We start from the raw sequence: 25,400 nt of genomic DNA, 5'->3' as shown, positions 1-25,400 counted from the left end.
GATTGTAGGAATGTCGAACGAAACGTCGAACGTGTTGAAAACGCCCTTTCACGACTATCATGTCGCGGCCGGCGCCCGCATGGTGGATTTTGCAGGATTCCGGATGCCGGTGCAGTACAAGGGAATCCAGGCCGAACACCTGGCCGTGCGCAACAACATCGGGCTTTTTGACCTGTCTCATATGGGCGAGTTTGAGGTCTCCGGGCCCGGCGCGCTCGCCTTTCTGCAAAAAACCACCACCAACAATGTCGCCGAGCTGGAACCGGGAAGGATCCAGTACAACTGCATGCCCACCGAAGAGGGGGGGATTGTCGATGATCTGCTGGTCTACCGACTTGAGGACCGCTACTTTCTGGTGGTAAATGCATCCAACATCAAGAAAGACTTCGCGCACCTGTCCCGGTACCTCACGCCCGATGTCACACTGGTGGACCGCTCAGCTCAGTTCGGTCTGCTTGCGATTCAGGGACCCAATGCCACTAAGCTCATGGCGGAACTGACTGACCATGATCTCGAGTCGATGGGCTACTATACGGCGGTGACGGCGAAAGTGGCGGGAGTCGACCTGCTCTTCTCCCGCACCGGCTATACCGGCGAAGACGGCTTCGAAATCTACATCCCGCCCAAGCATTGCGACACCTTGTGGAAAGCCGTGACCGGGGCCGGCGCTCGTTTTGGGCTGGAATTCATCGGGCTCGGCGCTCGCGACACGCTCCGGCTGGAGATGAAAATGGCTCTCTACGGCAACGACATCGATGAGACGACGTCGCCGGTTGAGGCCGGGCTGAACTTCATTATCGACTTCGACAAGGATTTTGTCGGCCGGCCGACCATTCTGCGGCACCGCGACGAGAAACCTCGCCGCCGCCTGGTCTGTTTCGAGGCCGAGGGAAAAGGCGTCCCGCGTCACGGTTTCGGCATTTTCGACCGGGACGCGGAAGTTGGGACCGTGACCTCCGGTACGTTTTCTCCGTCGCTGCAGAAGCCGATCGCGATGGGCTATATCGAACGAGAACGAAGCAAGATCGGCACGTCGGTGGAGATCGACGTTCGCGGGAAACGCCTCCCGGCCACGATCGTCAAGCCGCCGTTTTACAAAAACGCGTCGCATAAGTAGGAGACCAGATGCACGTCCGACTGTTCCTGACCTCGGCCCCGATGGACAAAGCGGAAATGGAAGAAAAGACCGTGGTGGTTATCGACGTTCTTCGGGCCACCACGTCGATCTGTGCCGCGCTCCAGGCCGGGGCGAAAGGAGTCATCCCGACCGCCGGTCCCGGCGAGGCGGGGGATATGCGGGCCAAGCTGGGCGGCGACGCGGTCGTGCTTGCCGGCGAACGGAACGGCGTCAAAATTGAAAACTTTCAGCTCGGCAATTCTCCGACCGAGTTCACCCCCGAGTCGGTCGGCGGCAAGTATGTCGTGATGACGACCACAAACGGGACGCTCGCGTTGAGCCGCGCCAACAAGGGATGGAAGGTGGTGACCGCCGGGCTGGTCAACGTGTCGAAGGTCGCGGAGGCGATTGCCGCCGATGATCGGGATCTGCTGCTGGTCTGCTCCGGCCGCGAAGGCCACTTCTCGATCGAGGACACCATCTGCGGCGGCATGCTGATCCATCGGCTGGCGTCGCTTCGCAAAGGCGAACTGGAACTCAACGACGCCGCCTCGCTGGCATTGCTGCTCTACCGCACCAACCAGTCATCGATCAGGCAGGCGATCGCCCAGGGGGAGCACGCCCGCTTCCTGGCCTCGATCGGGTTCGAGCACGACGTGGTCGTGGCTACCGAGGTGGATTCCATGCCGGTGCTGCCCGTACTCAAGGACGGGCGGCTGGTGTCCGAGGACCAGTGACCTGCCTTTTCACTCGACAAATCAGACCGCGTGCGCGTTTACTGGTATAAGTATCATGGTAAAATTTAGTCTTGTCCTGCTGTCCCTGCTCATTCTCCCCGCTGCCGCGTCGGCGGTGGATGCAGTCGATTTTGAGCTGCGCGTGTACCAGACCGACCCCGTATCCGGTAATGACCGCCTGCTTTTGGCGGATACCACCGCGATCGTGTCGGGTTATCCCGCCCAGGGGTTTTTGCTGATGATGTCGGTCGATCTGGAACTGACGGCCGCCGATTCAACGGAAGCGTCGTTTCTGGTGCATGCCGTGACACTCAACGACATCCCGCAGAATTTCGCCCGCAGTTTCCGGGTCGAGTACGGCCTGCAGGCACGACTCGATAGCATCCGCGGAAAAAACGAAACGGTGTATTCATTGAGGCTGTCGCCGTTGCAGCGGCGCGACTATGACACCACCGGCTGCGGGTATTCACACCGGCGCGCCGGAGAGTTCAAGGTCGATCCCAGCGCCTATGCGGACATCTATTTCGTCCCTCAGTCCCTTGGTGATTTCTACTGGAATTCGGTCAAGGCGCTGGTCGACGAGCGCTACGAACTGTACCGGGATATCAACCACTTCACGACCGCCGGGAAATACGCGTTTTACCTGTGCCCCTGCCTGATGCCGTCGGTCATCTGGGACAAGAGGTTTGGTACGATGATCGATCCCACCAGCAGCACCGCGTTCGCCTTGTACACTCGTGAGTTTTCCAGCGCCTACCCGTTTGTGATCATGCACGCCGCGACGCTTCGCAACTACGGGTACGCACCGCCGTTTCTATCCGAGGGACTGGCCGGGTACCTCGGTTTCGCCCGTTACGACATGAAAAAGATGGCACAAGCCGGCCAAGTCGTTCCACTGGGCGATCTGATGAATACCCACCGGTACCTGACCACCGACCCCATCCTTGCGGATCGCACGGCGGCGTCGTTCGTCCGGTATCTGATCGACCAGTACAAGATAACGACGTTTCTGACGGTCTACCGGCAGGCCGATGATTTGACGCTGCGCGACACGCTGGAGAAAGTCTATGGACGGTCGCTCGGCACGCTGGAGCGCGAGTGGCTCACGTACCTTGATACGCTTACGGTCCAGTTCGCGCAGGTTGCCCAGTTCGCCGACGAAGCGGAGACCATGCGCGACTATCGCCAGCTGCTCATCTACAGCGAGGACATGCTGCGGGAAGCGATTTCGACCCAGGATTCACTGACGGCCATGATCTATCTGGTCCGCGCGTCTTTTTTCAACGGCGATTATTACAAAGCCACAGAATACGCGCAACGCCAGGCGGCGCTCCAGCCGGCCAATGCCCGAAGCTGGATGTCGCTGGCCGCATACCAGATGATGAACGGGCTGTACGACGACGCCTTCGAATCACTGACCAAAGCCCGTGGCATCGACAGCTCCGATATGTATATCGCCTTTAATCTCGGGCTGAACCATTTGTACCGGGGGCAGCGCGAGGACGCGGCCTTTGTGCTCGAGCAGGTGGTCCGCAAGCCCGATGGCGCGCCGGCTATTGAGGCCCGCCTTACCCTCGCATCGATCCTGTTCCGTTCCCAGCGTTCCGACGACATGGACCGCGCGCGGCGGCTCTGTCGCGAGGCCGCGGACAAACTCGCGCCCCTGCTGGCCGGCGGAACGTCCTCGGCCGCCTCCTACCTCTGGGCGGGGATCGCATACCTCGGACTGGAAGATACCGGGACGGCGTGGGATTATTTGCAGGTGGCGCAATTGCTCGAGTCCCGTCCGTTCTATCAGGGGATGATACACCTCTGGCTGGGCAAGGTCGCCGACGTTCGCGGAGAGCATGACGTTGCGCGGGAGTACTACGGACGGGTGCTGTCGCTGGCCTCATCCGACTATCACCAGAAAGAAGCCCGTGCCCTGCTCAAGGGGCCGTACGTGTACTAACCGATGTTTGGTTTTCTCAACACCGCCGTCCTGTTTGCGGCCGCCGCGGCGCTCATACCGCTGATCATTCACCTATTCTCGCGTCGACGAGTGAAGATTGTCGAGTTTTCCTCCCTGAAACATCTGAAAGCCATGCAGCGACGCCAGGTGCGCCGCCTCAAGATTCGCCAGTTGCTGCTGTTGCTGCTCCGCATGCTGATTATCCTGATTGTCGTACTCGCGTTCGCCCGGCCAACCACCGATCGGGGCGCGGTCGGATCACACGCGGCGGTCTCCGCTGTCATTCTGTTCGACAATTCGGTGTCGATGGATCGCTCCGTCGCCGACGGCAACCTCTTCGAGCTGGCCCGGAAACGTACCCACCAGCTGCTCGAGACGTTCGGGCAGTCCGATCAGATCTGCCTGATTCCGCTCACCGCCGGCGGCGAGGAGTCCCAGCGGTTGCTGACCACGGTCGCGGCCGTCTCCGAGCAGCTGGACCGTCTGCGAATCGGCCCGGGATCCGCGGATATCGAGCGCGGACTGGAAAGCGCCCGTCGGCTGCTCGAACGCTCGCAGAATCTCAACCGTGAGATTTACGTCATTTCCGACCGGCAACGAAGTTCGCTTCCCGGCAACGAGCAGGCCACGCCTACCGAACTGCCCGTTTACCTGGTAGATCTGCCTTTGGAAGAAAACGACAACGTCGGGATCCTCTCCGTTGATTTTGGCGGCCAGCTGATCCAGCCCGGCCTTGATTTTGATCTGCAGGCGACCGTGCGCAATTACGGGGCCGATCCAAGCGGCGACCGGATCGCCTCGCTGTTTCTCAACGGCAAACGAGTCGCACAGACAGACTTCACGGTCGATGCCGGCGCTGAAACCAAAGTGCGGTTCACCCGTTCGGTATCTACCACCGGATTCCACAGCGGGTGGGTGGAGTTGTCCGAGGACCGCTTTACCCCCGACAACCGGTACTACTTCGCCTTCAACATCCCTCGGTCGTTCAACCTGTTGATTCTCGGCGATGACCGGTCCGCTGCCTATTTCAATCTTGCCCTGGTCCCGGATCAGACGCTTTCGCGCTTCTGGTCGGTGAAACAGGCATCGCCCGACGACCTCACCGGTATCGACTTCGCCGCATACGATGTCATTCTACTGGCCGGGATGCCGACATTGCCGGATCGGTATGTCGACCGGCTCCAGCAGTTCGTGAAGCGCGGTAAGTCCTTGTTTGCCGTCTACGGCGCGAATACCGACGTCGAGTACTTCAATCGCCTCTGGTCGGAAGTCACAGGTGTTTCCATCGATCAGGCCGTCAGCCCGAATCCGTCGCGGGCCGGCTTCTATAGCCTCGGTTCGCTGGATATGACACACCCGGTCTTTTCGGTGTTTGGTTTCGAGCAGAACAAACCGCCCGAGATCAAGTTTTTCGCGCTTCCGCACATTCGCGTTGCGGGGGCGGCCCGCACCATTATGCGGTTTTCGGGCGACCGGCCCGCGCTGGTCGAGACACGCTTCGGCGCCGGGCGCGTGCTCACATTCACCGGACCGCTCTCTCCGGACTATTCCGACATGGTGGGACAGGCCTTCTTCGTGCCGTTTGTATCGCGTGTCGCCGAGTATCTCGCCAGTGACCTTTCCACTCTCGACACGCGGCTGTTCGCCGGTGACCAGATCACCCGTGCCCTGCCGGTCCAGTCGCCCGTCAATTATCCGCTCGATCTCATCGCTCCCGACAGCTCTCAGTTCAGCCTGCCGCCCGAGGAAACCGACGGGCTGCTCGTGGTCAAGCCGTCGCCGACCGACCGGGCCGGCATCTACTCGATCTCCCTGCTCGGTCAGGAAATGGACCGCTTCGCGGTTAACATTCCGCCGCCGGAATGCGACCTGACCGCCGCCGATCGTGATCAGTTCGCCGCCGCGCTCCAATCCGAAGATTTCCGCGAGCTCTCCGGCGGAGCCGACCTGGCCGGTGTTATCGCTTCGTTCCGCTACGGTCGGGAACTCTGGCAGATGTTCCTGTGGATCGCCGTCCTGCTTGTCGCCGTGGAAATGCTGCTCTCGCGCGGGAAACCGTCGGAGGAGTAACCGTCCATGACGCTGCTCGCCGCCGAAAACCTCCGGAAAAAATTCAAGGACCAGGTCATTCTCGACGGGGTCTCGTTCACGATCGTCGACACCGACCGGATCGGCCTGGTCGGCCGAAACGGCATAGGCAAAACCACGCTGCTCGAAATCCTCGCGGGCAAGGAAGGTGTCGATGCCGGGCAGGTGACGATGTCGCGTTCGTGCGCGATCGATTACATCGAGCAGGAAAAGACCGACTATTTCGATTATTCGTTGTTCGACTTCGTCGCCGGCGCGCGACAGGACCTTCTGGACCAGCGCCACGAGCTCCGCACGCTCGAAGACTATCTCGCGGCAAACCCGCACGACCAGTCGGCGCTGGATCGGCACGGCAAGCTCTCCGAGTTGTTCGAAGCCGGTGGCGGATTCGACTTCGAAAACGAAATCAAGACCATTCTCACCGGTCTCGGCTTTGAGCCGGAGCGGTTCGGCCAGCGCATCCGCTTCTTTTCAGGCGGGGAGAAGAACCGCGCCGGACTGGCCCGCCTGCTGGCCGGCAGCGGCAACCTGCTGTTGCTCGACGAGCCGACCAACCATCTCGATATCGAATCGACCGCGTGGCTCGAGGAGTACCTGCTCAAGCTCGGCAAAGCGTACGTGATCGTATCGCACGACCGCGCTTTCCTGAACGCGACCGTCGACCTTGTCTGGGAGATCGCGTTCGCGAAGATCGAACGATACACGGGCGGTTTCAACCGGTACCTTGACGAGCGGCACGATCGCCGCCGGCTGGCCGAGCACCATTACAAGCACCAGCAGCAGGAAATCGCCCGCACCGAAGAGTTTATCCGCCGGAACATGGCCGGTCAAAAGACCAAGCAGGCGCAATCCAAGCTCAAATATCTGAATCGTATCAAACGGCTTCCGCCGCCGCGCGCTGATCAGCGCGGCCCGGTTATCAAAGTGGAATTGTCAGGACGTTCTTTCGCGCACGTGCTGTCGCTTGAGGATGTCGCGCTCGGATATGACGGCCTGACGGTTGTGGAAGACGTGTCGCTCGATATCTATCGCGGCGAAAAAGTGGCGCTGGTCGGTCGCAACGGCTCCGGCAAGTCGACCGTGCTCAAGGCGCTGATCGGCGAACTGGAACCGTTCGCCGGCACCATCAAACTCGGCACCAATGTCGATGTGGCCTATTTCGATCAGGACCTCGCCGATCTCGATCCCGGGCAGACCGTGATCGACTCGCTGTGGGACCTGGATCCGTCGGCCGACGCCTACGCCATCCGTTCCTTTCTCGCCCGGTTCGGCTTTACGGGCGAAGACGCTTTTAAGGCTGTCGGCAGTTTGTCGGGAGGGGAGAAGACCAAACTCAGCCTCGCGCGCCTGCTCTACCGCCCCGCCAACTTCATCATCCTCGACGAGCCGACCAACCATCTGGATATCGACGCCCGCGAAGCGCTGGAAAAGGCGCTGCGCGAATACGACGGTTCTCTGCTGGTGGTCAGTCACGATCGGTACTTCCTGTCCCGGGTGGCCAATCGCATCGCCCACGTCAACAACGGATATGTATCCGTATACGACTGCGATTACGAGTACTTCAGGCAACGCCTGGCGATGGCCGCCGCGCCCGTAGTCGAGCCCAGAGAAAAACCCGGCAAAAAGGCATACCTCGCATTCAAGGAGGAGTCAAAGCGACGGTCGCGGCACCGCAAGCGGATCGAATCGACACGCGTCTCGATCGCGGCCCGCGAACAGGAACTGGCCCGGCTCGAGGACCGACTCCACAACGACATCCCGGCTCACGACTGGGAGGCGCTGCAGGACGCCAATCGCAGGCGACACGAACTGGAGAATATGATTCTGCAGCTTTATGTCGATCTCGATGCGCTGGAGAGCGACAGTGACGATTAAACTGCTGTCGCTGTGCGGGTCGCCCGTGCAGGGCTCATCGACCGAGATCCTGCTGCGGGAGACGGCGGAATCGTTGGAGGCTGCCCTCGGCGACGGCCGCGCGCTCGAGTCGACTTTCGTCCGGCTCAACGACACAACCATGCTGCCGTGCCAGGCCTGCGGACGGGCCCCCACCCCGCAGTTCTGCTTCTACGATGACGGCATGACCGAGCTGTACCGCCGCCTGGTTGAATGCGACTGCCTGCTGTTCGGCTCGCCGATCTACTTCGACTCCGTGTCGGCCCAGGCTAAGCTGTTTATCGACCGGTGCAACTGCATCCGGCCGGCGGATTTCAACCACGCCGATCCCGAACACGATTTCATCAAGCTGCTGAACCGCAGACGACCCGGGGCAATGGTATTGGTCGGTACCGATAACGGCTGGTTCGAAGGAGCCCGTCGATGTATCGCCGGATTTTTCAAGTGGGTCGAAGTCGTAAACGAGGGACTGGTCACGTACCGATCGCCGGATTTCACCCGGATAGGCGCGGTCAAAGATGACCCCAAAACGATGGGCGACGCCCGGGCGCTGGGCAACCGGCTGGCCCGCCTCCTGATTGAAAACTATGACCGACCATAACACGGAACAATATTACCGGGACCGCGCCGGAGAGTACGAAGCCATCTATTACCGCGACGATCCCGTCCGACAAGGCGAACTCGCCGCCGAAGCCGAGCGACTTCGCAAACTCGCGAAAGGCCGCCGCGTACTCGAATTCGCCTGCGGCACCGGTTACTGGACGCGCTTCATTTCGGAAACCGCCGTTTCGATCACCGCAGTCGATCTTGCCGCCGAGATGCTCGCGATCGCCCGCCGGAAGCTGTACGGCTGCCCGGTCGAGTTTGTTGAGGCTGACCTGAATCACTACCCCGCCACTCCGCAGGCGTTCGATCTGGTCGCACTGGGTTTCTGGTTTTCTCATCATCAGCGAGAGAACTACGACCGGTTGTTCAGGGCGCTTCGCACTCCGCTGGCTCGCGGAGGAACAATCTGGGTCATAGACAACAACCCGCCCGATGGCGATCCCCGGACCGACCACACGCGCTTTGACACCCTCGGCAATAACTACAAATACCGGTACCTGAACGACGGTCGGAGATACGAAATTCTGAAGAATTACTTCACCGAGTCCGACCTCCGGGACATCCTTGAACCGCATTTCCGGATCCTGCGTTTGACCTACGGCAGGCATTACTGGTCTGTCGAGCTATCCGAAAAGAACGCGTAAGATACTGTATATCAACAACATAAATCCATTGGCGCACCATGCGACCACAGGGGCAGCGTCACCTTGCCGGCTTCGGCGGACAATCACAACCCACAACGATAAGGCCTTGCCTTTTTGGCCTAAACGTGTATTTTATACGACTTGCTTGGTCCGGCGGCTCGGTGAACGACCGGACAGAAAACGTGCCAATTAATATCGTTGAGGTGATAGACAGTGAAACCGGGAATTCATCCAGACTACAAAGAAGTCACGATCACCTGTGCGTGCGGCGCGACTTACGCGACCCGTTCCACCCGCAAAGTGATCAATGTCGAAATCTGCGCTAACTGCCATCCGTTTTTCACCGGCAAGCAGAAGCTCGTCGACACGGCCGGTCGCGTTGAGCGGTTCCGCCGGAAATACGCGAAGTTCCAGAAGAAGGACTGATCAAACAGCTCCCACAGATACGGGCGAGCCGCGTTCGGCTCGCCTTTTTACTGGCGAACGGCGAAGTCCATTCGCCGCGGTCGGGCAAACGATGAGGATGCGATGCCGGATCTAAATGTAGGCGGCCAGGCGGTGATCGAGGGTGTGATGATGCGCTCTCGCGACAGGATTGCCACGGCGGTACGGGTCCCGAGCGGGGAAATTCTCGTCAAGACCGAAGAATACAAGTCGCTCGCCTCCCGCCACAAAGTCCTGAACATACCGGTACTTCGCGGCGCCGTCGCCTTTGTCGAGATGCTCGTGATCGGCATCCGCACGCTCAACTTTTCGGCCGACATCGCCGTCAAGGAAGCGGAAAAGGAGGAAGCGGTGCGAAAAGGACAGCAGATCGCAGCCCCCAAACAAAACGCCCTGTACCTTGGCCTCACCGCGGTATTCGCGCTGACGCTGGGTATCGGCGTCTTCTTTCTCGTTCCCCTCGCGATTACCGATGTGCTCAATATCCGCAAGGAAGCGGTCGAGTTCAACCTCGTGGCCGGCGCTATCCGACTCACCATGTTCGTCGCATACGTATGGGTGATCTCGTTGTTCGGCGAGTTCAAACGGATTTTCCAATATCACGGCGCGGAGCACAAGTCGATTTACGCCTACGAAATGGGCGACGATCTGGTCCCCGAACGAGTGGCCCGCCACACCCGGTTCCATCCACGCTGCGGGACGTCCTTTATCCTCATCGTCGCCCTGCTGGCCGTTATCGTCTACGCCATATCCGACACGCTGTACGCCGTGTGGACCGGCCATCCGCCGACCCTGTTTACGCGGTTTGGTATCCATTTCGCACTCCTGCCGGTGGTCGCCGGCACGTCATTCGAATTGCTGAAGCTCTCCGGCAAGACGCGCGACAACGTGGTCACCAGGCTGCTGATCGCACCCGGTCTCTGGCTCCAGAAAATCACCACCAAAGAGCCGTCGCGCGAGCAGCTGGAAGTCGGGATTGTGGCCCTCGAGGCCGCCCTCGGCGTTACCGAATCCCGCCTCGAATGCCGTCGCACCCCTGTCAGCTAGCAACACTTGCCTCAAGCGGCTTTCTCCGTTATCATAGCCCCGGTCATCTTCGTTAACCCTATGGAAAAACCATATGCTGGACATACTGAAAAACCTTGAACGGAAGCTCGTCGATCTGGACCAGGCCCTCTCCGATCCCGTCAATCTGTCGGACCACCGGAAACTGGCCGTGTTGAACCGGGAACGTTCACACTTGATGGACGTGCTCGAGGTCGGCCGGCGGTACCGGGCGATGTTGACCGCTATCGACGAAGCGCGCGAGATTATCAGCGCCCGCGAAGACGACGAACTGGTCACCATGGCCGAAGAAGAACTGGAAAAGTACGAAGGCGAGATCGAAGAGATCGAGCGCGAGTTCCGCCTCAAAGTGCTGCCGCGCGACCCGACCGACGACAAGCCGGCGGTGGTGGAAGTGCGCGCCGGCACCGGCGGCGATGAGGCCGGGCTGTTCGCCGGGGACATCTTCCGTATGTACCAGCGCTACGCCGATTACAAAGGCTGGAAACTGGAGATTCTGAACTCCAGCCCGGCCGAGATGGGCGGGTTCAAGGAAATCATCTTCTCACTGGCCGGCGACGCCGCCTACGGCACCATGAAATACGAATCGGGCGTGCACCGCGTGCAACGGGTCCCCGTCACCGAAACCCAGGGACGCATACACACGTCCGCCGCGACCGTCGCCGTCTTCCCCGAAGCCGAGGAAGTCGATATCGAAATCGCGGAGAAAGATCTCCGGATCGATGTCTACCGCTCGACCGGGCCGGGCGGCCAGTCCGTCAACACCACCGACTCGGCCGTACGCGTCACCCACATTCCCACCGGACTCGTGGTGACCTGTCAGGACGAGAAGTCACAGCTCAAAAACAAAGTCAAGGCGCTGAAAGTGCTTCGAGCCCGACTATACGATCAGGCGATTGAAGAGCAACAGAAGAAACTGACCGACGAACGGCGCCTGATGGTGTCGACCGGAGATCGCTCCGCCAAAATCCGCACCTACAACTTCCCGCAGGGGCGGGTGACCGATCACCGCATCAATCTGACCCTGTATCGCCTCGACGACATTCTGGCGGGAAATGTCGACGCCCTCATCGAACCCCTCAAGCAGCATGATCAGGAGGCGCGGCTCAAAATGCAGGCCGGCGCGTCCGCCTCGTAATCCGCATGCCCATCGCCCGGATCATAACCGCTGTCGTCCTGACGCTCGCGATGCTGTACGTTGCCGGCACCGCCTCACGCGGCCGGCCCGAGCACATCGTCCACACGGACGGCCCCTACACCTTCGACGTGACCACCGTTCCGAAAATCACCGCCGGGCAGTCCGACCGGCTCACGATCACCGTCTTACCAGAGCTGTCACCCGGACATGCTGTCGTCTATCGGACGACCGGAGCCGAACGCGGCAAAGACACTCCCGTCGGCGAGTATTATACGCGCCCCGCTGTGCTCGTGGAATCGGAGTCGCTCAGCTATGGTGTCGAGGTCGTCGCCGGCGAACGCGGCGGGCGCGAGTATTACGTGTTTGACGTGATTGATTCGAGCGGTACGACCGTGGCGCGGTTTGCCGACTCCGACGGTTCTCCGATGTTCGTGAAGTACATCGGCGACGTGCCCAATATCGTCCTGATTCCGCACATTGTCTTCATGTTTGTCACCGTTTTCTGTGTGGTGATGGCGGCGCTGCACGCGATCGGGCTCATCCGAGGCGGCGAAAACGCCCGCCCCATGGCATGGTGGCTGGGGCTCGGCACACTGTCGGCAGTCGTGGGCGGCTATCCTTTCGGATTCGGTATGAACTGGTATGCGTTCGGCGTGATCTGGGAGGGCGTGCCGTTCGGTACCGACGCCACCGATAACAAGACCCAGTTGCTCGTGGTCTATTTCCTGTTTGTCGTGCTGGCGTCGCTGGGTTCGTTGACCCGGGGACGATTCGGTAAAGACCTGTTCGAGGTTCGCACCCTTGGATGGCTCGGACTGAGCGCGTTCGCGTTCCAGCTGGCTGTCTACCTGATTCCACACTCAATCCAGTTCCCGCCGGCCCTGACCTGTACGGTTTGTTATACGGTTATCGGTCTTGTCATCCTTGCGTATCTGGTGGCGCTGGTACGGCCGCGCCCGGGACGGGCACTGCGATGAGCGAACCGCTGTCACCCTTTATCACCCGGCACGCGCAGCGACTCGAGGCCGTCGGAATCGATCACGCCGCCAACGAAGTCGAGTGGACTCTATGCCACCTTTTGCGGGTGGATCGCCTCCACCTGTATCTCGAAGGGCTCACCCAATTCGATGACCGACTGCGTGCGGAATTCGAGTCCGTCATGCAGCGCCGACTCACCCGCGAGCCGCTGCAGTATATCCTGCAGCACGCACCCTTCTACGGACGCGATTTCTTCGTATCCCCGGCCGTTATGGTGCCGACCCCGGAGACCGAGAGCCTCTGCGAAACGGCGCTTGGCTATCTGGACGAACTCGAGCTGGAGCATCCCCGCATCCTTGACGTGGGCGTCGGCTCCGGCGTGATCGCGGTCACGATGGCTGCCGAGCGCCCGGAGTCCCGCGTCGTCGCACTCGACATCTCCGACGATGCGCTGGCGGTTGCACGGACGAATGCAGAAACGCATGAGGTGCTCGAACGGGTCGAGTTCCGCCGGTCCGACTTGTTCCGCTCCCTGACGCCGGACGAGCGGTTTGATCTGATTCTCTCCAATCCGCCGTATATCGCCGAGCCGGATTACGCCGACCTGCCGCCGGAAGTCCGCGCCGACCCCAAAGTCGCCATGACGGCGGGTTCCGATGGTCTGGACATTATTCGTCGACTGCTGGCCGATGCACCCGATCATCTGGCGCGGCAGGGCCGGCTGATGTTTGAAATCGGCTACGATCAAGCCGAAAAAGTTGCCGCCTTGACGGCCGCGGATCCGCGCTATACGTTTCTGTCCATAATTCGTGATCTTAACGACATCGACCGCATCGTCGTGCTGGGGTGCGACCGCTGAACCATGCCGCGTGAATCGCTGAAAGACAAAACCGCCCGCGCGAAAAAGATCGTGGCGCTGCTGAAAAAGCGGTATCCCGACGCCAAAACGTCCCTTGACTACGATACCGTGCACCAGTTGATGGTGGCGACCATCCTCTCTGCCCAGTGTACCGACGAGCGGGTCAACATGACGACCCCCGCATTGTTCGAACGCTTTCGGTCGGTGAAAGATTTTGCGGAGGCGGACAGCGACGAACTTGAATCGTTGATCCAATCGTGCGGATTCTTCCGCGCCAAAGCGAAATCAATCAAGTCGTCAGCCCGGGTTCTGCTGGAGCGATTCGGCGGCGAGATGCCAAGGACAATCGACGAGTTGACCACCCTGCCGGGAGTCGGCCGCAAGACGGCGTCGGTTGTTCTCGGCGCAGGATTCGGCATCGCCGAGGGTATCGTCGTTGACACGCATGTCGCGCGAATCAGCAAGCTGCTCGGACTGACCGCACATACCGATCCGCTCAAGATCGAGCAGGACCTGATGAAAGTGCTTGAGCCCGAAGACTGGATTCGGTTTTCTCACATGCTCATCTACCACGGCCGCGCCGTCTGTATCGCGCGCCGTCCAAAGTGTGCCGAGTGCGTCCTCGCCGAGACGTGTCCGTCGGCGAAAATGTAGCGTAAGACACTCGGGCGTCCGGCCGGGGTAAGCTCAATCCGCCGTTTCCTGCGGTTTTCCTGAAATAGGTTTCATCTCCAAACAACCGATATATATTACCATGGTGATCTGGCTGTATATCCTCATACTCTTGTGTGCGCTTCTGACCCTGCTTCTGCTCCTGCGATTGCGCGTCCGACTGGTTCTCGACGATCAGTACCGGCTGGTGTTTGTGGGACTGGGCCGTTCGGGGTCGGAAATCAATCTGCGAACCCGACAAGGAACCATCAAAATCGCGGGCATCGCGATTCGACAGTTTGATCTCGACGAAGCCGATGATCGGACAGCCGGTCCCGGGCAGAGTCCACCAAAACCGTCGCCGCGCAAAAGCGCGTGGCTGGGACGACTTCTGCACAGAGGATTTCGCCGTACGTGGGAGGAAGCCAGGGTGTTTGCAAAAACGTGGTGGCGCGATATTCGCGGCCGCGGCGACCGCATCACACGCGCGGTCGTCCTTTTTGGCGCCGAGCTTCTGCATGATTTGATCCTCGAGCAGCTCGAGGGAAAGGTCGAGGCGGGGTTCGATGAACCGCACCTGACGGGCGAGGTATTCGGCTATTACCAGGCCGCCCTCGGCGTATTTCCCGCGCTCGCCGGTCATGTACAGTTTGTGCCGGTGTGGACGGGCGCGTCCTTTCGTGGTGCGATCCGGGTGACGGTCGCCCTGCCGCTGTACGCGCTGGTTTGGCGTACCGTGCGGCTGATGTGGCGGCTCCCGATAACGCGACTGGTAGCATTTTCAATACATTTGAAGAAAGGAGCAGGGGATGTCAAATAACGTCGTGGAGGTCCTTCGCGGGGTTGTCGGCGAGTTAAAAGAGATCGCCCGATCCGAAACCATTATCGGCGAGCCCGTCACCGTGGGCGACAAAACCGTGATCCCGGTCGTCAAAATATCGTTCGGTTTCGGCGCGGGCGGCGGCGAAGGCAGCATGGACTCGCAGAAATCCGGGTTCGGCGGCGGCGGCGGTGGTGGAGCCAAAATTGAACCGGCCGCGTTTATCATCTGGGATGCCGAGGGCGTCAGAGTCATTCCCGCGGGCAAGGGGAAATGGGATACCGTGATCGATGCGATCCCCGCCATCGCCAGCAAAATCACCAAGGTCAAGGATTCCTTTATCAAAGGAAAGGGGAGGGGCAAAGGAAAAGGCAAAGGCGACGACCTTGACGACCTCCTTGGAGATGATGAGAAATAAGTCACACGGCGTGCCACCTGTCATTGTGTTTTCAATGCCATAACGAGATTCGTGCGTGGTGTACGCCCTCGTGCACCACGCCGCCGCCCGGATCTCGTGCGCAGTATACGTGCCTCGCACGCAGTTCAATACCCTCCACCGTGGATTGCGGCATAACGATTTATCCTTGACGGCGGACGACCCGCACCGTACATTCGCAGCATCATCGCAACAGATTCAACATCATTGATCCGATCAACAGACAGCTTTCCGACATCAACACGATTACCATAGAACGCTCCGTGTAATCCAACCTCGTACAGGAGGCTTGTATGAAACGCGTGCTTCTTCCGCCAGCCGTGCTGCTGCTAGTCTTGTTTGCCGCCGCATCGTGTGAGCGGACTACCTCTGAGACGCCCGAGGAAACGTTCCCGACCATGGCGACCATTCCCGCCGAGTTTGGAGATCTGGAGGCGGTCACCACCACCGAAACGTACCCGCGCTGGGCGCAGCTCTGGTTTCAGGATTCGCTCGGGACAGTACGGGTAGTCCGGGTGCAGTTTGTCGACGGTCTCATCCACCAGAGCGTCAAAACCTTTAACCGGCAGTAGCCTGGGCGAGGGAGAATTCCAGTATGAATACTCTGACGAGTATTACCAGCCGCGTCCTGTTTACGGTCGCGTTTATCGTGCTGATTGTCGGCATCGTTGACTGGATCATCCGGTTGTTCGGCTGGACCTTCTCGTGGGTTCCCTACGAACCGGGCCGGATGCTGACCTTCTCGGCCGCGCTGATGATTTTTGTCGCAGTGCTCCTGCTTCGGCAGATCCGCGAATGCCTGAAGGGCGGCCACAAAAACTAACGGCATCTCGCTGCCGTCGGGCGTGCAGGCCCGGCGGCAGCGCTTCAACCAGTCCCTCTTGCGAGGCGCCGACCGTGCCGACACTAGCACCATGTGCAGCTCCCGGCCGAAAATCGCCTCCGATCGCGGGTTCACCCTCATCGAACTCGTGATGATTATCGTCATCCTCGGTATCATCGCCGCGGTGGCGACGCCGGCGTTTGTCGACATGCATTCCGACGCCATGGAAAACGCCTGCAAAGCGAGCCTGTACTCGATCCGCGAAGCGATATCACATTTCCAGATGCATGCCGTGGTGCGCGGCGACGGCGAGCAATGGCCATCGATGGATTCGATTGCCGTGCCCGGCGTCGTGCTGGCCCACCGGTTTCCGCCCAACCCCTTCCAGGCCGAAGACCGCGCCCCGGATTCAGTTGTCGAGGGCGTGACGCCCGGGGTCGTGGTAGGCACCCGGGGCGGCTGGGCCTACAAGCCCGGTACGGGGCAGATCTGGCCCAATACCAGCACGGTGATCGAGGGCTCCGGTTGCGCCGGGGACCGACGCATCAACGAAAACCTCTGGTAAACAAGACGCTGTCCCTCTCGTTTTAATCCGAAAGCACCGGGACATGACCGGTCCAACCGCTGCTCCGGCAGCGAAATGGGGAACGGAAGGCGGGGGATCGGTGTTTCACCCGTTATAATAATCGCTTGTCAAACAAATAATTACGGCTTATTTTACTGATTGGCTTGGAATATGTTCAGTTTTTGAACTGTGAACCGATAGAGTTACAGGAGAAACCTTGGAACTGCATCCGATTTTGCTGATGGCCGGCGGCGCCGACCAGGGGGGCGGAAGCGGCGTATTCATGCTGATCTGGATGGCGTTGATTTTCGCCATCATGTATCTGCTGCTGATCCGGCCTCAGCGCAAAAAACAAAAGGAACACGAGAGGCTGCTCTCGGAGTTAAAGAAAGGTGACAGAGTAGTGACCTCCGGCGGCATGTTCGCAACGATTTTCGCTATTGACGAGGATCGCGGGCGAGTCGTGCTCAAGCTCGGCGACGACACCAAGATGGAGTTTCTGAAGTCGTCGATTGCCGGCAAGGTGGAGAACTAGTCCCAGCGCAGGAGTCGGTACCGTGGCCGCACAAGAAATCATCATATATGGCGACCCGGTGTTACGGGAAGTTGCCGAGCCGGTCGAAAAAGTCGACCAGGCGGTGAAAGATTTGGTGTCCATGATGGTGGACACGTTAAAAAAGGCACACGGTCTCGGTCTGGCTGCGCCCCAGGTTGGCGTCTCCAAGCGCGTTTTTATCGTCGATTTATCGGCTATCGACATCACGGCCGAACTCCACATCTTCATCAACCCGGAAATCATCTGGACGTCCGAAAACGATGTGGAGTTGGAGGAAGGGTGTTTGTCCTTCCCGGGAATTTACCAGAGGATTGTCCGTCCCTCCCGCGTGCGAGTCCGCGCGCTCGGATTGGACGGCAAGCCGTTTGAGATGGAAGCCGGCGGCATGGCCGCCCGCGCCATCCTCCACGAATACGACCATCTGGAAGGCGTGTTGTTCATCGACCATATCTCCCCGATAGCCCGAACGCTGCTCAAGGGACGACTGAAAAAACTGGCCGCTGCCTCCTGACCGGGACAGCTTCTCCGCGCGCCGACGTCGGCCGACTACTCACGATTTCATCGTGTCGGTCCGGTCACTCACACACAGCATGAGAGTGGTATATATGGGAACGCCGGATTTTGCCCGGCGCCCGCTCACGCATCTCGCTGAAAGCCATCACGACATCCTTGCTGTCGTCACCGGCCGGGATAAACCCGCCGGGCGTGGCCGAAAGCTCCTATCGACGCCCGTGAATACCGAGGCCCGGCGGCTCGGGGTACCGGTGTTGACCCCGCCCTCGCTGAAGTCTCGCGAATTGCACGAGTCCCTCGCGGCACTCTCCGCGGACCTGTTTGTGGTGATCGCCTTTCGTATCCTGCCTGAGTCCCTGTTCTCCCTGCCGCGGCTGGGATCGGTGAACATTCACGGTTCCCTGTTGCCCAAATACCGCGGCGCCGCCCCGATAAACTGGGCGCTGATCAACGGCGAACGCGAAACCGGCTTGTCCTGCTTCTTTCTGAAGAGGCAGGTTGATACCGGCGACGTGATCGCCCGCACGCGAACCGGTATCCTCGAATCCGATACCTTCGACTCGCTGTACGAGCGGATGTCGCAGATGGCCGGTCCGTTTTTGCTTGATACCCTGGCGCTGATCGAAAAGGGCGAGGCCCGCCCCGTGCCCCAGGATGACACCGAGGCGAGCGGCGCGCCGAAACTCACGCCGCAGGACGCTTTTATCGACTTTGGTTTCCCGGCCCGCAACGTGCGGAACTTTATCCGAGGGCTGTCCAGCAGGCCGGGAGCCTGGAGTACGTTTCGCGGACAAACGGCGAAAATCCTCATGGGCGAGCTCGTATCGGTCGAGCCCCCACCCGGGTCCCGGCCCGGCGCCGTGATCCCCGATCGCAAGCGGCTGCTGGTCGCATGCGCCGGCTCTACGATCGAAATCACACGGATCGTGCCGGACGGGAAAAAACCGATGGACGGCCTGTCATTTGTAAACGGCTTTCGCCCAGAACCGGGCGAGCTGTTCGGACAACCTGTTATGAAGGATTTGAAGGGTCAGTGAAAAAAGAGATTGTCATCAATACCACCGAGTACGAAACCCGACTGGCGATTCTCGAAGACGACTTGCTGGTGGAACTGCAGGCCGAAAAGGCCGAATCCGACCGCATGGTCGGAGATATCTACAAGGGCAAAATCAAAACCGTGCTCCCCGGCATGCAGGCCGCCTTCGTCGATATCGGCATGGAAAAAGCAGCCTACCTGCACTCGTCCGATATCGGCAAGGACTACGGCCCACGCTACGACTCGGAGGATATTGAAGAAGAAGAATCGCCGGCGGAAATCGTTCGCAAGAGCCGTCGCGCCGGCATCGAAACCGTTCTGAAAAACAACCAGGAAATCCTGGTCCAGATCATCAAAGAACCCATTTCCACCAAAGGGCCGCGTATCTCAACCGAAATATCCATTCCGGGCCGCTACGTGGTCCTGGTCCCCGACGATGATCACATCCGGATTTCCAAGCGTGCTTCCGACTGGAATGAGAAAAAACGGCTCAAAAAGATAGTCGGGCCCATCCGTCCCGAAGGGTTCGGGTTGATCCTCCGGACGGAGGCGGTCGGCCACGAGGAAAAGGACTTTCGCGCCGATATCAAGCGGCTGTTGAAACTCTGGGGGAAACTCAAACGCAAGGCGGACACCTCGAAAGCCCCCGCGCTCATTCACAAGGAAGCGGAAATGGTGACTTCGATGATCCGCGACGTGTTCACCGACGACGTCAGCCGGGTCGTCGTCGACAGCCGCTCCGACTACAAAAAGATCATGAGCTACGCGCGGCAGGTCGCGCCGCATCTCAAGGATCGTATCGAGTTGTACAAGGGCGATGCGCCGTTGTTCGACGTGTTTAATCTCGAGCCCGAGATCGACAAGATGCTGCAGCGAAAGGTCTGGATCAAAAAAGGCGCCTACCTCATCATCGATCAGACCGAGGCGATGGTGACAATTGACGTCAACACCGGCCGGTTCGTCGGATCGCGCGACCAGGAGCGGACAATCCTGGAAACCAACCTGGCCGCGGCCCGCGAGATAGCCCGGCAGATCCGCCTTCGCGATATCGGCGGGCTGATCGTCTGCGACTTTATCGACATGTACAACCGCGACAACCGCCGCAAGTTGTACGATGAGTTTCAGAAGTGCTTCGCCAACGACCGCGCCAAGCGCGGAATCAACCCCGTGACCGAATTCGGACTGATCGAGATGACACGGGAGCGCGTCCGCCCGTCGCACATGCAGGTCCTCAGCGAGCCGTGTCCGTGCTGCGACGGCGTAGGTCGCATTCTGGCACGCGAGAACCTCGCCACCAAGATCGAACGCTGGTTCATCCGGGCTCGCGCCGACCGCAAGTACCACCAGTTCAACCTGGTAGTCAGTCCGCCTCTGGCCGGAACCCTGACCGGAAACGGAACCAACCGGGTCGAACGCCTGATGAAAATGCACAGGTTCAGGATCAATCTGGTCCGCGATACCACCCTGCCGCAGCAGGAGTTCCGCATTTTTAACGCCGAGGATAACAAGGAACTGACCGACGTCTACGCAGTGTGACGCGTCATGGCCGGATTAATGTCGAAGGCGGTCGCCGTGCGACCGCCTTTCTTTTGCGCTCGTAACCAATCGAACGTATATTGAAATACCATGGATGAACGTCGACAGAATATCGAGATCGAAATCAAGCTGCGGCTTGAGTCGTTTTGCGAATATCTCAAGCTCGTCGGGTTCCTCGGCAATCCCGATCGCGAACTCCACCAGGTCAATTGCTTCTTCGATTCCGAAGACCATCGGCTGATGGCGGATGGTTGGGCGTTTCGCGTCCGGACCGAAGATAACCGAGGACTCGTGACGCTCAAGGGGGCCGCATCGACCGCACACCCGGTGGCCGTCGTGAGGGAAGAGATCGAAGCGGAGATCGATCGGGGTGCGGCCGCGGACATTATCAACCTGCAGAGCGACATCCTGACCATCGCGGTCGAACCGGTCACCTTCGTCAAAAAAAAGTGGCCCGGCATAGCGCTGTCCAAACTCGTGCAGTTTACCAATACCCGGCAGTTCAAGAACTACAAGATCGGCGATTATGTCTACGTGCTCGAACTGGACCGGACCGAGTATGCCGACGGGTCGATCGACTATGAACTGGAAATGGAACTGGACCAGCCGCAGCAGGCGGAGGTCGTCATTCCGTCCCTTCAGAAACTGTTCGCCTCGCTTGATATTCCGTTCGAGCAGCAGGACGAAAGCAAGTTCGCCCGGGCGCTTGCCAAAGTCACCCGGTTCTAGCCCGTCTTGAGTATCCGCCCGTTGACCTTCGGACATATGCGTCAGATAATCGGCTCTGCCGGGTGACTCTGTCGTCAATCCCGCCTGAGATCGCTTCAATCACTGATCGCCGTCCCCATCACTTCTCGTACCGTCAGGTGATCTGCCGGACCACCTTTGATAAACAGCCTCCGGGGACTGCCCGAAAGCCCCCCGTCTCCTCACACTTTCTCCACAACATCGATGGAAAAAACGGCACCGGCACCCTTAGTAGAGCGCGCGAAGAGACCCAACCCTTCGCGCGCCCGGAAGAGAAGAGAAGTACGGGGAACCCTTAAAAATGACAAAACAAAGCCATTTTGCCGTAACGCAAAGCGAATCAAACTTGTACCGCGAAAAAGTTGCTCCGGGTGTTCCGCCGTTCACCTCAGATACGCAGCACAGATTACTCCGTATTCTCCGAATTCACAGGGGGTTACCTTTCTTTAGGCAGGTGTTGCAATGTCCACTTCGGCGAGCGTCAATCGAGATCCCGGTCTTCTTCCTTTCGAGTTGCCGCTTTCGGGCCATAACTCTATATTGGGCAGAAAAATAGGGAGAAAATAATGTCAGATCGCGTACAACGGTTTAAGGCCGAACGGCAGCGTCTTAACGAGATCGTCCTCAAACGGGATAATCTCGACATCAAACGTTTCTTTGCGTTGGACAGCGCGGTTTATCGCGACGGCGAACTGGACAGCAAAACAAAGGAGTTGCTCGGCCTGGTGGCGTCGCTGGTTCTTCGTTGTGATGACTGTATCGCCTACCATACGATTCAGGCGAAGGAATCAGGGATAACCGATGGCGAATTCGGCGAAGTAATGTCGGTCGGACTCGTGGTAGGCGGTTCGATTACCATTCCCCATATCCGTCGGGCGTACCAGTTATGGGAGGACATGTCGGCTTGATGAGACGATTGTGTATCGTGATGGCGGTAGCCGCGCTTGCGGTTGGCGCGGGGGCAGCCGATCGTGCCGGCTCCGGTGATATCGACTATTATCTCGAACACTATCCCTACATCTCGTTCCGCGGCAAGGTGTACACCGCCGAAACCGAGTTTACCGTTCCCGAGGGGTACGCACGCGTGGATTCGACAGACCTGACGCCGTACCAGTATTGGGTGTCGAATCTTCCGTTGTGGCATCATGCCCGCCCTGCCGCGCGGATACGGGGCATCAGGTACGATACCAGCGAGATCGCGCGCTCCATTCACTTCCCCTGGCGGAGCAGCCGGTTTTTCGATTACACCATCCCGGTACAGTTGCTGGTTGAATACGCGCTTGCCGCCGGGACGCTCAACGAGTTCGAATGGTGGCCGATCGCCGGCGACACGCTTACCTGGAGTCGTTTCCTGTCAAGTCAGGCTGTAACCTATCGGGGCACGGAGCTGCAGTTGCGGCCGTCGGAACCCCGTGACAGCACCTCGCAGGAACTCGATGCGTTCGTGGATTTGTGCGCTCGATGGACCCACCACCAGTCGCTCGCGGACAATTGCGTGCGCGTGGCGGACAGCCCGCCTCTGCCCGGAGATTTCTTCATCGCCACGGACAGCACCGGCCGGAAGGGACGCGTGTATGTTATCGTGACGGCCCTTCGCAACGACAACGGCAACTATCTGTATACCGTCGCAACCGGGTGCGACGACAAATGCGATTTCCATATTCCGCGATTCAACGAGTCGCGCGAGAATCCCTGGATAGATCGCGCCCGTATCGAGCAGCTGGGCGAGGGCTGGGTCCGATCCGGCTTCTATCGACCGCGCGTGCCTTAGAGCCGTCCCGTGTGACGGCCGTTCCCGCGCACCGCGCTTTGGACTTGCGCTGTGAAAAAAGTCTGCCTAGTATGACATCATGAACTCAGGTCGAATAAGCGCTTGTATAGCGGCGCTTTGTGCGCTGCTTGTCACGGCCGGTTCGGGTGCGACCCTCCAGGTCGAACGGGGATCCGATCTCCAGTCGGTCATCGACTTCGCATCCGACGGAGACACGCTCATCCTCGGGGCGAAAGTATTCGAAGCGCGGGCGGATACGATGGTTGAGTCGCTCTGCGGAAACTGCGAGCAGGCCCGGACGAACGTGGCCGCGACCGTCGGGTTTGCCATTCGCGACAAAGCCCTGGTGCTGATCGGCGTTGACCGCGATGCCACCCGCCTGGTCACCGGCGCGGGATACGGCGTCTATTTCGAGAATTCCCGGGGTTCCGTGCTCGCCAACCTCACGATTACCGGCGGCGTGCGGAGCGCCGACGGCAACGCCACCGATGCGGCCGTGGTCGTGCGCGGGTCGGAGGTGCTGATCCAGAACTGCAATCTCATCGACAATGACAACCGCGATACCTCGGTGGTGGTCGGCATCGCCGGCGTCGCCGGGCGCGAGGGCGCGGACATCACGATCCGCAACTGCACCATCAAAAACAACTCCTGGGACGGCGTGGCGCTGTATCGCGGCGCGACCGCGCATATCACCGATTGCGTGATCGCCGACGGCCGCGGGGCCGGAATCGGCGTCACCTGGGACGCTTCCTGCGTCGCCTTCCGCAACGACGTCAGCGGCTACTGGAAAGGAATCGGCGCCTTCGGCAACTCGCTTCTGGTCGCCCGCAACAATGTCGTCCACGACTGTATCGGCTGGGGTGTCATCGCCACCGGATCGTCGCAGGCCGACTTCGTCAACAACGTCATTTACCACAACGGTAACTGCGGCGTCGCCCCCTGGTCGCCCGAGAGCCGCGGACGAATCGTCAATAATATCATCGTCGCCAACGGCTGGAAGGAATCATGGGTCTGTCCCTGCGTCGGAGTATGGAACAACGGCGACTGGGCCAAGTGGCGGTTCACCAACAATATCGTCTGGAACAACAACGCCGCCAACTACGAGCAGATATACGACCAGACCGGCTTGAACGGAAATCTCTCGGTCGACCCGATGTTTGTCGATGAAGGCAACTACCGCCTGCAGGACGGCTCGCCGGCGACAAATGCGGGCGATTCGCTGATCTACAACACCGACGGCACTATTTCGCATATCGGCGTCACCGGCGGCCCGCAGGCGCCCTCGTCGGCCGAGTAAGTCGCTGACATACCGCGCGTAACACGTCCCGCTCAATTTGCCGTCTCCGCTGCCCGATCAATGAAGGGACAGCACTGCGGCTCTATAATAAATTATAAAGACCTATATAGGAGGTATTATACATGAAACGCCTGAGCTTGGCGGCGACGATCGTGCTGGCCTCGATGCTGGCTGCGGTCATCGGCTGCAGCGATGACGACGAGAACCCGACCGGCAGCCATCTGCAGGTCGGAGACACGACCACCGCGACCTTTCGGTTTATAGACTCCACCTTGGCTGGTGAGGATGTGCTGGAAGATTTCGAGCTGTCGGTCAACTTGTTCGAAGCCTTGACAGCGGCGCTGCCCGGCGGATCCGCACGCGTGAATCACCCGCGCGCGATGCTGACAGCGGGTCTGGACGCCGAGGATTCTGTCGATGTGAGTTCCATCATCGACTGGTCGTGGACCGCCGGCAACTGGCTGGTAATCGAGTTTGAAGCGACCGTGGTCAGTGTCGACGGCAGCGACACCAGCGAGGTCATGGTCGCGGGGATCGACTCGATTCAGTTCCTGCTCGACGGCGTGGTGCTGGACAGCGCCGGTGCATGGGAGGGAGATTTTGACGGGCTCCGCACGAATGTGCACGCGGCAGCGGACGGGTTCGACGGTGAGAACAGCGTAACGGGCGCGGTCCATCGTCGGCTGGAGATCCTCGGCGGCCACAACAACAACGATTCGCTGGGAATCGTCAACGCGACCGCCCGCGACACCGTCACGTTCGATCTCTCCGACGATTCGGGTTCTTGCCTGATTGAACTCGTCAATCACCCGACGATCGACGATATCGTGTTGAATTTGGTGAGCGAAGAGTGCCCCGAGTCCGGATCAGTCGCCCGAACGGTCTCCATCGACCTGAGCTGTCAGAGCAACGACGGCCTCAACCAGCTTGATATCGAGGGCACGTGGACGGTTACGGCGACCGTCAATGGCGACGGGACCATCACGGTGACATACAGCGACGGAACGACGGCCTGGACTGTCACCCGACCCTGCGAAGTCGCGTAAATCGATCCGAATTGATTGAGTTCGCTCACACCGGCGTCCGAGATGTACCCGGCCGCCGGTGTCTTTTTCAGGTCATTAACTGG

The 25,400-nt window shown here is 59.7% G+C and carries 27 protein-coding genes; all 27 read left to right on the top strand.

What is annotated here, in order from left to right; all coding sequences use genetic code 11:
- The first annotated feature begins 31 nt into the window (after nucleotides 1-31).
- Nucleotides 32-1,117 (top strand): glycine cleavage system aminomethyltransferase GcvT, encoded by a 1,086-nt coding sequence (gene gcvT, locus RBT76_02245; GenBank protein MDX9856590.1) that lies wholly within the window; start codon nucleotides 32-34, stop codon nucleotides 1,115-1,117.
- Between the two features lie 8 nt (nucleotides 1,118-1,125).
- Nucleotides 1,126-1,854, top strand: a complete 729-nt coding sequence (locus tag RBT76_02240; protein ID MDX9856589.1) for a 2-phosphosulfolactate phosphatase — start codon at nucleotides 1,126-1,128, stop codon at nucleotides 1,852-1,854.
- A gap of 55 nt (nucleotides 1,855-1,909) precedes the next feature.
- The gene (locus RBT76_02235; GenBank protein ID MDX9856588.1) at nucleotides 1,910-3,805 is read left to right on the top strand and encodes a hypothetical protein; all 1,896 of its coding nucleotides are present in this window, start codon (nucleotides 1,910-1,912) and stop codon (nucleotides 3,803-3,805) included.
- 3 nt (nucleotides 3,806-3,808) lie between these two features.
- Nucleotides 3,809-5,875 carry a BatA domain-containing protein gene (locus tag RBT76_02230; protein ID MDX9856587.1) on the top strand — a complete coding sequence of 689 codons (2,067 nt, stop codon included), beginning with the start codon at nucleotides 3,809-3,811 and terminating at the stop codon, nucleotides 5,873-5,875.
- Nucleotides 5,876-5,881: 6 nt separating this feature from the next.
- A complete protein-coding gene (locus RBT76_02225; GenBank protein MDX9856586.1) occupies nucleotides 5,882-7,768 on the top strand; it encodes an ABC-F family ATP-binding cassette domain-containing protein in 1,887 nt (628 codons plus the stop codon).
- Nucleotides 7,758-8,387, top strand: a complete 630-nt coding sequence (locus RBT76_02220) for a flavodoxin family protein (GenBank protein ID MDX9856585.1) — start codon at nucleotides 7,758-7,760, stop codon at nucleotides 8,385-8,387. The genes RBT76_02225 and RBT76_02220 overlap by 11 nt, the downstream gene beginning before the upstream one ends.
- A complete protein-coding gene (locus RBT76_02215) occupies nucleotides 8,374-9,036 on the top strand; it encodes a methyltransferase domain-containing protein (protein MDX9856584.1) in 663 nt (220 codons plus the stop codon). The genes RBT76_02220 and RBT76_02215 overlap by 14 nt, the downstream gene beginning before the upstream one ends.
- Before the next feature lie 213 nt (nucleotides 9,037-9,249).
- Nucleotides 9,250-9,462, top strand: a complete 213-nt coding sequence (gene rpmE, locus RBT76_02210; GenBank protein MDX9856583.1) for a 50S ribosomal protein L31 — start codon at nucleotides 9,250-9,252, stop codon at nucleotides 9,460-9,462.
- A gap of 102 nt (nucleotides 9,463-9,564) precedes the next feature.
- The gene (locus tag RBT76_02205; protein ID MDX9856582.1) at nucleotides 9,565-10,527 is read left to right on the top strand and encodes a DUF1385 domain-containing protein; all 963 of its coding nucleotides are present in this window, start codon (nucleotides 9,565-9,567) and stop codon (nucleotides 10,525-10,527) included.
- Nucleotides 10,528-10,600: 73 nt separating this feature from the next.
- A complete protein-coding gene (gene prfA / locus RBT76_02200; GenBank protein ID MDX9856581.1) occupies nucleotides 10,601-11,683 on the top strand; it encodes a peptide chain release factor 1 in 1,083 nt (360 codons plus the stop codon).
- A 5-nt stretch (nucleotides 11,684-11,688) separates the two neighbouring features.
- Complete coding sequence (locus tag RBT76_02195) at nucleotides 11,689-12,660, top strand: hypothetical protein (GenBank protein ID MDX9856580.1); 972 nt, start codon at nucleotides 11,689-11,691, stop codon at nucleotides 12,658-12,660.
- Nucleotides 12,657-13,520 (top strand): peptide chain release factor N(5)-glutamine methyltransferase, encoded by an 864-nt coding sequence (gene prmC, locus RBT76_02190; GenBank protein ID MDX9856579.1) that lies wholly within the window; start codon nucleotides 12,657-12,659, stop codon nucleotides 13,518-13,520. The genes RBT76_02195 and prmC overlap by 4 nt, the downstream gene beginning before the upstream one ends.
- Nucleotides 13,521-13,523: 3 nt before the next feature.
- A complete protein-coding gene (gene nth, locus RBT76_02185; GenBank protein MDX9856578.1) occupies nucleotides 13,524-14,174 on the top strand; it encodes an endonuclease III in 651 nt (216 codons plus the stop codon).
- Between the two features lie 100 nt (nucleotides 14,175-14,274).
- Nucleotides 14,275-14,991, top strand: coding sequence for a hypothetical protein (locus tag RBT76_02180; GenBank protein MDX9856577.1), 717 nt, complete (start codon nucleotides 14,275-14,277; stop codon nucleotides 14,989-14,991).
- Nucleotides 14,981-15,409, top strand: coding sequence for a spore germination protein GerW family protein (locus RBT76_02175; GenBank protein ID MDX9856576.1), 429 nt, complete (start codon nucleotides 14,981-14,983; stop codon nucleotides 15,407-15,409). Before RBT76_02180 ends, RBT76_02175 begins: the two co-directional genes overlap by 11 nt.
- Nucleotides 15,410-15,720: 311 nt before the next feature.
- Complete coding sequence (locus tag RBT76_02170) at nucleotides 15,721-15,999, top strand: hypothetical protein (GenBank protein MDX9856575.1); 279 nt, start codon at nucleotides 15,721-15,723, stop codon at nucleotides 15,997-15,999.
- Between the two features lie 23 nt (nucleotides 16,000-16,022).
- Complete coding sequence (locus RBT76_02165) at nucleotides 16,023-16,250, top strand: hypothetical protein (GenBank protein MDX9856574.1); 228 nt, start codon at nucleotides 16,023-16,025, stop codon at nucleotides 16,248-16,250.
- Between the two features lie 91 nt (nucleotides 16,251-16,341).
- Nucleotides 16,342-16,815, top strand: a complete 474-nt coding sequence (locus RBT76_02160; protein MDX9856573.1) for a type II secretion system protein — start codon at nucleotides 16,342-16,344, stop codon at nucleotides 16,813-16,815.
- Between the two features lie 217 nt (nucleotides 16,816-17,032).
- Nucleotides 17,033-17,350: a preprotein translocase subunit YajC gene (gene yajC / locus RBT76_02155; GenBank protein ID MDX9856572.1), complete on the top strand. Its 318-nt coding sequence runs from the start codon at nucleotides 17,033-17,035 to the stop codon at nucleotides 17,348-17,350.
- Nucleotides 17,351-17,372: 22 nt separating this feature from the next.
- Nucleotides 17,373-17,882 carry a peptide deformylase gene (gene def, locus RBT76_02150; protein MDX9856571.1) on the top strand — a complete coding sequence of 170 codons (510 nt, stop codon included), beginning with the start codon at nucleotides 17,373-17,375 and terminating at the stop codon, nucleotides 17,880-17,882.
- 79 nt (nucleotides 17,883-17,961) lie between these two features.
- Nucleotides 17,962-18,921, top strand: a complete 960-nt coding sequence (fmt, locus tag RBT76_02145) for a methionyl-tRNA formyltransferase (protein ID MDX9856570.1) — start codon at nucleotides 17,962-17,964, stop codon at nucleotides 18,919-18,921.
- Nucleotides 18,918-20,456 (top strand): Rne/Rng family ribonuclease, encoded by a 1,539-nt coding sequence (locus RBT76_02140; protein ID MDX9856569.1) that lies wholly within the window; start codon nucleotides 18,918-18,920, stop codon nucleotides 20,454-20,456. The genes fmt and RBT76_02140 overlap by 4 nt, the downstream gene beginning before the upstream one ends.
- Before the next feature lie 90 nt (nucleotides 20,457-20,546).
- Nucleotides 20,547-21,185 (top strand): CYTH domain-containing protein, encoded by a 639-nt coding sequence (locus tag RBT76_02135; GenBank protein ID MDX9856568.1) that lies wholly within the window; start codon nucleotides 20,547-20,549, stop codon nucleotides 21,183-21,185.
- A 584-nt stretch (nucleotides 21,186-21,769) separates the two neighbouring features.
- Nucleotides 21,770-22,111, top strand: a complete 342-nt coding sequence (locus tag RBT76_02130; protein ID MDX9856567.1) for a carboxymuconolactone decarboxylase family protein — start codon at nucleotides 21,770-21,772, stop codon at nucleotides 22,109-22,111.
- Nucleotides 22,111-22,974, top strand: coding sequence for a DUF4846 domain-containing protein (locus RBT76_02125; protein MDX9856566.1), 864 nt, complete (start codon nucleotides 22,111-22,113; stop codon nucleotides 22,972-22,974). The genes RBT76_02130 and RBT76_02125 overlap by 1 nt, the downstream gene beginning before the upstream one ends.
- A gap of 79 nt (nucleotides 22,975-23,053) precedes the next feature.
- A complete protein-coding gene (locus tag RBT76_02120) occupies nucleotides 23,054-24,271 on the top strand; it encodes a right-handed parallel beta-helix repeat-containing protein (GenBank protein MDX9856565.1) in 1,218 nt (405 codons plus the stop codon).
- A gap of 122 nt (nucleotides 24,272-24,393) precedes the next feature.
- Nucleotides 24,394-25,317 (top strand): hypothetical protein, encoded by a 924-nt coding sequence (locus RBT76_02115; protein MDX9856564.1) that lies wholly within the window; start codon nucleotides 24,394-24,396, stop codon nucleotides 25,315-25,317.
- Nucleotides 25,318-25,400 lie beyond the last annotated feature (83 nt).

The sequence above is a fragment of the Candidatus Zixiibacteriota bacterium genome (assembly GCA_034003725.1).
Taxonomy (GTDB): domain Bacteria; phylum Zixibacteria; class MSB-5A5; order GN15; family FEB-12; genus WJMS01.
Note: the sequence above shows the minus strand (reverse complement) of the source record. Positions and strands in the feature narration are given on the sequence as shown.

Excerpts from the sequence above, each read along its gene's own strand:
- fmt (MDX9856570.1), top strand. The coding sequence starts at position 17,962 with ATGAGAGTGGTATATATGGGAACGCCGGATTTTGCCCGGCGCCCGCTC.
- RBT76_02135 (MDX9856568.1), top strand. The coding sequence starts at position 20,547 with ATGGATGAACGTCGACAGAATATCGAGATCGAAATCAAGCTGCGGCTT.
- RBT76_02120 (MDX9856565.1), top strand. The coding sequence starts at position 23,054 with ATGAACTCAGGTCGAATAAGCGCTTGTATAGCGGCGCTTTGTGCGCTG.
- RBT76_02165 (MDX9856574.1), top strand. The coding sequence starts at position 16,023 with ATGAATACTCTGACGAGTATTACCAGCCGCGTCCTGTTTACGGTCGCG.
- RBT76_02125 (MDX9856566.1), top strand. The coding sequence starts at position 22,111 with ATGAGACGATTGTGTATCGTGATGGCGGTAGCCGCGCTTGCGGTTGGC.
- nth (MDX9856578.1), top strand. The coding sequence starts at position 13,524 with ATGCCGCGTGAATCGCTGAAAGACAAAACCGCCCGCGCGAAAAAGATC.
- RBT76_02180 (MDX9856577.1), top strand. The coding sequence starts at position 14,275 with ATGGTGATCTGGCTGTATATCCTCATACTCTTGTGTGCGCTTCTGACC.
- RBT76_02215 (MDX9856584.1), top strand. The coding sequence starts at position 8,374 with ATGACCGACCATAACACGGAACAATATTACCGGGACCGCGCCGGAGAG.
- RBT76_02130 (MDX9856567.1), top strand. The coding sequence starts at position 21,770 with ATGTCAGATCGCGTACAACGGTTTAAGGCCGAACGGCAGCGTCTTAAC.
- prfA (MDX9856581.1), top strand. The coding sequence starts at position 10,601 with ATGCTGGACATACTGAAAAACCTTGAACGGAAGCTCGTCGATCTGGAC.
- RBT76_02195 (MDX9856580.1), top strand. The coding sequence starts at position 11,689 with ATGCCCATCGCCCGGATCATAACCGCTGTCGTCCTGACGCTCGCGATG.
- RBT76_02240 (MDX9856589.1), top strand. The coding sequence starts at position 1,126 with ATGCACGTCCGACTGTTCCTGACCTCGGCCCCGATGGACAAAGCGGAA.
- RBT76_02115 (MDX9856564.1), top strand. The coding sequence starts at position 24,394 with ATGAAACGCCTGAGCTTGGCGGCGACGATCGTGCTGGCCTCGATGCTG.
- RBT76_02205 (MDX9856582.1), top strand. The coding sequence starts at position 9,565 with ATGCCGGATCTAAATGTAGGCGGCCAGGCGGTGATCGAGGGTGTGATG.
- RBT76_02170 (MDX9856575.1), top strand. The coding sequence starts at position 15,721 with ATGAAACGCGTGCTTCTTCCGCCAGCCGTGCTGCTGCTAGTCTTGTTT.
- RBT76_02230 (MDX9856587.1), top strand. The coding sequence starts at position 3,809 with ATGTTTGGTTTTCTCAACACCGCCGTCCTGTTTGCGGCCGCCGCGGCG.
- RBT76_02225 (MDX9856586.1), top strand. The coding sequence starts at position 5,882 with ATGACGCTGCTCGCCGCCGAAAACCTCCGGAAAAAATTCAAGGACCAG.
- prmC (MDX9856579.1), top strand. The coding sequence starts at position 12,657 with ATGAGCGAACCGCTGTCACCCTTTATCACCCGGCACGCGCAGCGACTC.
- RBT76_02235 (MDX9856588.1), top strand. The coding sequence starts at position 1,910 with ATGGTAAAATTTAGTCTTGTCCTGCTGTCCCTGCTCATTCTCCCCGCT.
- RBT76_02175 (MDX9856576.1), top strand. The coding sequence starts at position 14,981 with ATGTCAAATAACGTCGTGGAGGTCCTTCGCGGGGTTGTCGGCGAGTTA.
- RBT76_02160 (MDX9856573.1), top strand. The coding sequence starts at position 16,342 with ATGTGCAGCTCCCGGCCGAAAATCGCCTCCGATCGCGGGTTCACCCTC.